We start from the raw sequence: 7,090 nt of genomic DNA on the forward strand, positions 1-7,090 counted from the left end.
CGGGGAAACGGTTGATATAGAGCTCACCCGCCTCTATCTCGTTCGCGGCCTTCATCACCTTGCGGTAGTTCTCGGTGAAGACGACCGAGGCGAGGCCGAACTGGTGGTCGCTCGCCATGGCAAGCGCATCATCGAAATCGGTATAGGGGATCACCGCCAGCACCGGGCCGAAGACTTCCTCCTGGACGATCTCCATGTCCTGGCGGCAGTCGGAGAGCAGTGTCGGCGGATAGAAATAGCCGTCGCCTGCGGGCAGGAAGCCACCCGTCTCGATCACCGCGCCATCGGCCTTGGCCCGTTCGACCATGTGATGGACACGCAGGCGGGCTGCGGCATTGGCAAGCGGTCCCATGCGGGTCGGGTCCTCGGCGCGGTCGCCATAGTGGCGGCGTTCGAAGGCGTCCTTGAGCTTGGCTAGAAGCGTGCCATGCACGGAGGCATGCACGTAAAGCCGCTCGACGGAGGTGCAGACCTGGCCGCAATGGGCCGTCTTGGCGGCCAGCACGCTTTTCGTCACCACGTCGAGATCGGCATCCGGCTCGATGATGACTGGCGTCTTGCCGCCGAGTTCCAGTGAGGGCTTGGCGATGTTGGCCTTGCAGTAGTCCAGAACCGTCTGACCGGCGGCGACGCTGCCGGTCAGGGTGATCATGCCGACCTCACGGCGCGTCGCCATCACCTGGGCCACCTCGTGGCTCATGGCCATGATGCTGACGAGGCCTGCGGGAAGGTCTGCTTCCTTGATCGCTTCGGCGAAGACGAAGGCCGATGTCGGCGTGTTGTTGCTCGGGCGCACGACCACGGCATTACCGGTGATCAGAGCCGGCGCGATCTTGCGTACCAGCGTGTAAACAGGGAAGTTGAAGGGGATCAGGCAGGCGACGACGCCGATCGGTGCGCGCTTGAGCATCAGGGTTTCGTCCGGCGTATCGCTCTCGATCACCTCGCCCTCGACGCGGCGCGCCCATTCGGCATGGTAGCGCATCAGCTCAACACCGTAGCCGGTTTCGGCCACGGCATCGTCAAGGCTCTTGCCGGATTCCTGCGCCAGTGCTGCGCCGATCTTTTGCTGATGGCGCTCGATGGCATCGGCGAGCCGGCGGAGTGCATTGCCGCGCTCGATGGCCGGCAGGCGGCCCCAGGGTTTCTGGGCAACAGCGGCAGCGTCCACCGCCTCGATGACATCGGCTTCGGTCGCCGAGGTGACCGACGCAAAGACCCGACCATTGGCGGGGTTCTTCACCTCGATCGTCTGGCGTGGCCCCGTCTCGCGAAACGATCCGGCAATGAAGTTCTGGAAGGTAGACATGGCAGGCACTCCGACAACGGACAGTCTGCCCAAGTAGGAAGCCGGGCTTGCCTCTTCGCAAGCGACTTATTGTCGGGTTGAGCATTCCAAAAAGGAATGTTTCAGGCGCTCGCTTGCCTCAGCAGGGCCACGGAGCTTCCGTCGATTTCCTGGCTCAGCCAGCGTCTGAACGCTCCGACATGCGGGGATTGTGCGCTGTCGGTTCGAGTCACAAGCCAGTAGGACTCATGCCCCTCGACTTCGACGTCCAGAACCTGGGTGAGGGCACCCGTTTGCATCAGGGGCGCCACCATTGAGCGGTCCGCCACTGCAACACCCAGTCCGTTGCACGCGGCTTCGATGACTAGGTCGAGAAGATCGAATTCCAGTCCGCCCTGCGTGTCGGTTTCCGTCAGGCCCGCCGCGTCGAGCCAGCGCTGCCAGGTGAGATAACGCTGGTCGGCGGAGGCCAGAACATGGAGGAATGTGAAGTGGGAAAGATCGATGGCCTCTCCGTCGCGCAAGTCCGCCAAAAGGTCGGGAGCGCAGACGGCAATATGCCGTTCGGTAAACAGGCGTTCCGACTTGAGGCTTGGCCATTCCCCATCACCGAAGCGGATGGAGCAGTCGAGCATCCCCCGTTCGGAAAGATTGTCTTCGAGGTCTGTGGTGATGCTCAGATCGACGTCGGGCAGGATGGCTCGGAGGCTCGTCAGGCGTGGCATCAGCCAGCGTTTGGCAAATGTCGGCGGCACGTTGATCCGCAGACGGCGCTTGTTGCTCTTCTCGCGAATATTGCGGACCGTCATCTCCACCGTGTGGAAAGCCTGCTGCAGCGAGGCGAGCAATTCTGTACCGGACGGCGTCAGTTCCAGGTGATGGTGCCTGCGGATGACAAGGGGCTCGCCGAGCTGCTCCTCGAGATTGCGCACCTGACGGCTGACGGCGCTCTGGGTGAGGTTCAGCAACTCCGCTGCACGCGTGAAGCTGCGGGTCTGACCGACCACCTCAAATACCTTCATCGCGGATAGCGCCGGCAGTCGTCTCATGATCCCTCGTGATGCTCCTATGAGCCTTTGATGATTAAATCAGAGGCCACAGACCTGCGCCATGCAGTTTTGACGCGAATGTGTCATGCTTTCCGGTATAGCTGATTGAAAGTGTCGGGTGACCGATGAGATAAGGATCCAGAATTTTATGCGTTCGGGGGAATCGGCATGAAGGTCGGTATCGTGGGTGCGGGAATGGTCGGCAGCTCGGCGGGTTATGCGCTGGCGCTGATGGGGCTTGCCAGCGAGATCGTGCTCATCGATCGCAATGAGGCACTCGCCATCGCGCAGGCGGAAGACATTGCCCATGCGGTTCCGTTCATGTCCTCGACCATCGTGAACGCCGGACAGTACCGTGATCTTGAGGGCGCGGGTGTGGTTATCCTCTCCGCCGGTGTGAGCCAGAAACCCGGCGAAACACGCCTTGAGCTTCTCGAGCGTAATGCTGCGGTTTTCCGTTCCGTTCTTGCCGAGGTGTTGCCGGTCGCACCGGATGCGATCCTGCTGATCGCCTCCAACCCTGTCGACATCATGACCCAGATCACCACACGGCTTTCCGGCATCGATCCGCGCCGGGTGATCGGTTCGGGCACCATTCTCGACACCGCGCGTTTCCGCAGTCTCGTCGGCCGCCATCTCGGGATTTCCCCGCAATCGGTGCATGCCTATGTGCTCGGCGAACATGGTGACAGCGAGGTTCTCGCCTGGACGAGTGCCCGTGCAGGCTCCGTCTCTTTGTCCTCTTTCGCCGCCCAGGTCGGCTCGCCGCTGACGGAGGACGTGCGCGCGCAGATCGACGACGGTGTGCGCAACGCCGCCTACAAGATCATCAACGGCAAGGGCTCCACCTATTACGGCATCGGCGCGGGCCTTGCCCGCATCGTCAAGGCGATCGCCCGTGATCAGCGCGACGTGCTGTCCGTTTCCATTGCAACGCCGGAAGTCGCGGGCATTCGGGATGTCGCCCTATCGATCCCGCGCGTGATTGGCGCAGAAGGTGTCGTCGTCGATCTTTTTCCCGATCTCGACGACGAGGAGTATGCGGCCTTGAACCGCAGCGCGTCGCTTTTGAAGGAACGAGCCGACGCCATTCCTTTATAGGGGGAACTGCCTATATAATGCCAGGATATGCAGGCGCAGAAGCGCCGTGACGATCAGATACTGCGCCCCGATTTCTGGATCACTTGATGAACGAAACGCCGCCACTCACCCCTGAGGCTCTCGATGATTTCCTGCTCAAGGCACGCGCCGCCAGCGGGCTTTTAAAGGCGCTATCGCACGAGACGCGTCTCTTGATGCTCTGCATGCTCTGCCAGGGCGAGAAGACGGTCACCGAAATCGAACAGTTCCTTGGCATCCAGCAGGCCGTCGTTTCCCAGCAACTCGCGCGGCTCAGAGGCGAGAAGGTCGTCCAGACCCGCCGCGAAGGACGCCAGATCTACTATCGGATCGCCGATCCACAACTCGCCGAACTGATCTCCGTGCTCTACAAGATGTATTGCGGCCCGACACCCGTCACGATCAGCCAGGCGGCGGCGCTCAGCGAGGCGTAAGCCCGAGAGGGCATCGAAGGGGCGGTGCATGATCGACAAGTTGGAATTCTTCATCGCGCTTGCCCGCCAGCAGCATTTCGGCCGCGCAGCCGAGGAATGCGGCGTGACGCAGCCGACGCTCTCGGCGGGTATCCGTCAGCTCGAAGAGCAGCTCGGCGTCATGCTCGTGCAGCGCGGTTCGCGCTTTCTCGGTCTCACCCCGGAAGGTCAGCGGGTGCTGGAATGGGCCCGGCGCATCGTTGGCGATACCCGCACGATGCGCGAGGAAATGCGCGCTGCCCGGCGTGGTCTTGCCGGCCATATCCGGCTTGCGGTCATTCCGACGGCGCTTGCCATGGTGCAGAAGCTCACCGAACCCTTTCAGGCCCGTCATCCGGACGTGACCTTTTCCGTCCTGTCGCGCACCTCGCTGCAGGTTCTGAGCCTGCTCGAAAATCTCGAGATCGACGCCGGCATTACCTATCTCGACAATGAGCCGCTGGGGCGCGTCACCAGCGTGCCCCTCTATTCGGAGCGCTATCACCTGATCACCGGTGTCGGCACGCCGCTTGCCGATCGTGACAGCATCACCTGGAGCGAGGTGGCCGATCTCAGGCTCTGTCTTCTGACCGCCGACATGCAGAACCGCCGGATCATCAACCAGCACATGGCAGAGGCCGGGGTGACACCGAAGCCGACGCTCGAATCCAATTCGATGATTGTGCTGTTCTCCCATATTCGTACCGGCAAATGGGCGTCAATCATGCCGAAGAACGTCGCTGAGTCCTTCGGTTTCGGCGAGGAGATCCGGATGATCCCGATCACCGCACCCGAGGCCGAGCATCTGGTGGGGCTGGTCGCCACCCATCGCGAACCCTTCACCCCGCTCGTCTCCGGCCTGTTGCATGAGGCACGCTTGCTGGCGGCCGGGAATGCCTTCGATAGAAATCTTCTATCGAGCGACGGAAGCGGCGTATTGACCTCCTGAGCCCTGACCCATCATCATCTTCCGACAGACGACCCCGCCAGAGCTCGGCGGGTGAGGAGGATTTCGATGAATATTCGTGTGGCTGCGGACGACGTCTCCGCCCGCATTTCGGCTGTGATCGCCGAGTTGCAGCATCTGGAGGGGCCGATGCTGCCGATCCTGCACCGTGTGCAGGAGGAATTCGGCTATATCCCTGAGATCGCCAAGCAGATCATCGCCAGCGCGCTGAACCTGTCGCGCGCCGAGGTGCATGGCGTGATCACCTTCTACCACGATTTCCGCGCTCAACCGGCTGGGCGACACGTTCTAAAGCTCTGTCGCGCCGAGGCTTGCCAGTCGATGGGCTGCGAGCCTCTTGCGGACAAGATCAAGGCCAAGCTCGGCATCGACTGGCACCAGACGACGCCTGACGGTGCCGTCACCCTCGAACCCGTCTTCTGTCTCGGCCTCTGTGCCCAGGCGCCTGCCGCGATGCTCGACGGTGAGCTGCATGCGCGGCTCGACGAACACTGTCTTAGCGACATTCTGGCGGAGGTGCGCTCATGAGCGTCCCAGAAACCGTCGTTGTCTTCGTCCCCCGCGATGCGGCAGCGCTTGCCGTCGGTGCCGACAAGGTGGCGGCTGCCATCGAACGCGAAGCCAGGGTACGCGGCCTTGACGTCACCATCGTGCGCAATGGCTCGCGTGGTATGCTGTGGCTGGAAGTGCTGGTCGAGGTGCGCACCGATCACGGCCGCGTCGCCTATGGTCCTGTGAAGGCCTCCGACGTTCCGTCGCTCTTCGATGCCGGCTTCCTTGATGGCGGCGATCATCCGCTTGGCCATGGCCTGACCCAGGACATTCCCTTCCTGAAGGGCCAGACGCGGCTGACCTTCGCCCGCTGCGGCGTCACTGATCCGCTGTCGCTCGATGACTACCGCCATTATCAGGGCCTGAAAGGCCTCGCCAATGCCATCGCGATGGCGCCTGTCGACATCGTCAAACAGGTGACCGACAGCGGCTTGCGCGGTCGCGGCGGTGCAGGCTTCCCGACGGGCATCAAGTGGAAGACGGTCGCGGATGCGAAGGCCGACCAGAAATACATCGTCTGCAATGCCGACGAGGGCGATAGCGGTACATTTGCCGACCGGATGATCATGGAAGGCGATCCCTTCGTGTTGATCGAAGGCATGGCGATTGCCGGCATCGCGGTCGGCGCCACCAAGGGCTATGTCTATACCCGCTCCGAATACCCGCATGCGATTGCCATGATGGAAGAGGCGATCGCGATTGCCCGCCGCGAGGGGATCCTCGGCGCCTCCGTCATGGGCTCGCCTTATGCCTTCGACATGGAAGTGCGCATGGGAGCCGGCGCCTATGTCTGCGGCGAGGAAACCTCGCTGCTGAACAGCCTTGAGGGCAAGCGCGGCGTGGTACGCGCCAAGCCACCGCTGCCGGCACTTCAGGGCCTGTTCGGCAAGCCGACGGTCGTCAACAACGTCATGTCGCTTGCCTCTATCCCGGTCATCATGGATCGCGGTGCGCAGTTCTACCGCGACTTCGGCGTTGGCCGTTCGCATGGCACGATCCCGATCCAGCTCGCCGGCAACCTCAAGCATGGCGGCCTTTACGAGACCGCCTTCGGCCTGCCGCTCGGCCAGCTGATCAACGAGATTGGCGGCGGAACGATCTCCGGGCGTCCGGTCAAGGCCGTGCAGGTCGGTGGGCCGCTCGGCGCCTATTTCCCGCCCTCGCTGTTCGACACGATCTTCGACTACGAGGCCTTCACCGCTGCCGGTGGCCTGATCGGCCATGCCGGTGTCGTGGTTTTCGACGATACCGCCGACATGCTGAAGCAGGCGCGCTTCGCCATGGAATTCTGTGCGGTCGAAAGCTGCGGCAAGTGCACGCCCTGCCGCATCGGCTCGACGCGCGGCGTCGAGACGGTCGACAAGATTGCGCGCGGCATCGAGCCGGAGAAGAACAAGGTGCTGCTGGAGGATCTCTGCAACACTATGAAATTCGGCTCGCTCTGCGCGCTGGGCGGCTTCACGCCCTATCCGGTCATGAGCGCCATGACGCATTTTCCGGAAGATTTCACGCCGGCCCCGGTTCGGGAGGCTGCGGAATGAGTTGTCTTCGAGAAACTCGCGAGGCTGCCGGATCTGGCTCCCTCTTCTCCCCAGCGGGGAGAAGTGCCGAACGCAGTGAGGCGATGAGGGGGCCGCTTGCGCTGACGCTAACCCCCCCCCCC

The 7,090-nt window shown here is 62.6% G+C and carries 7 protein-coding genes; 5 read left to right on the forward strand and 2 right to left on the reverse strand.

The genetic code is table 11. The features are described 5' to 3' along the window. Positions 1–1,309, reverse strand: a 1,309-nt coding sequence (locus IP85_RS00005; protein ID WP_054147616.1) for an aldehyde dehydrogenase family protein, incomplete at its 3' end; no start/stop codon positions are given. Between the two features lie 101 nt (positions 1,310–1,410). Beyond that, positions 1,411–2,337 carry a LysR substrate-binding domain-containing protein gene (locus IP85_RS00010; RefSeq protein WP_245280777.1) on the reverse strand — a complete coding sequence of 309 codons (927 nt, stop codon included), beginning with the start codon at positions 2,335–2,337 and terminating at the stop codon, positions 1,411–1,413. Between the two features lie 168 nt (positions 2,338–2,505). Between IP85_RS00010 and IP85_RS00015 the strand changes: the two genes are divergently transcribed. The 5 genes from IP85_RS00015 to IP85_RS00035 all read left to right on the forward strand — a co-directional run bounded on the left by IP85_RS00015 (position 2,506) and on the right by IP85_RS00035 (position 6,968). Continuing rightward, complete coding sequence (locus IP85_RS00015) at positions 2,506–3,438, forward strand: L-lactate dehydrogenase (RefSeq protein ID WP_054147617.1); 933 nt, start codon at positions 2,506–2,508, stop codon at positions 3,436–3,438. A gap of 86 nt (positions 3,439–3,524) precedes the next feature. After that, on the forward strand, positions 3,525–3,890 hold the full coding sequence (locus tag IP85_RS00020; RefSeq protein ID WP_054147618.1) for a metalloregulator ArsR/SmtB family transcription factor: 366 nt from the start codon (positions 3,525–3,527) through the stop codon (positions 3,888–3,890). A 28-nt stretch (positions 3,891–3,918) separates the two neighbouring features. After that, a complete protein-coding gene (locus IP85_RS00025) occupies positions 3,919–4,857 on the forward strand; it encodes a LysR family transcriptional regulator (protein WP_054147619.1) in 939 nt (312 codons plus the stop codon). 66 nt (positions 4,858–4,923) lie between these two features. Then, complete coding sequence (locus IP85_RS00030; RefSeq protein ID WP_054147620.1) at positions 4,924–5,403, forward strand: formate dehydrogenase subunit gamma; 480 nt, start codon at positions 4,924–4,926, stop codon at positions 5,401–5,403. After that, positions 5,400–6,968 carry an NADH-quinone oxidoreductase subunit NuoF gene (locus IP85_RS00035; protein ID WP_054147621.1) on the forward strand — a complete coding sequence of 523 codons (1,569 nt, stop codon included), beginning with the start codon at positions 5,400–5,402 and terminating at the stop codon, positions 6,966–6,968. Before IP85_RS00030 ends, IP85_RS00035 begins: the two co-directional genes overlap by 4 nt. Positions 6,969–7,090: the final 122 nt, after the last annotated feature.

The organism is Rhizobium sp. AAP116 (assembly GCF_001295785.1).
Classification (GTDB): Bacteria; Pseudomonadota; Alphaproteobacteria; order Rhizobiales; family Rhizobiaceae; genus Allorhizobium.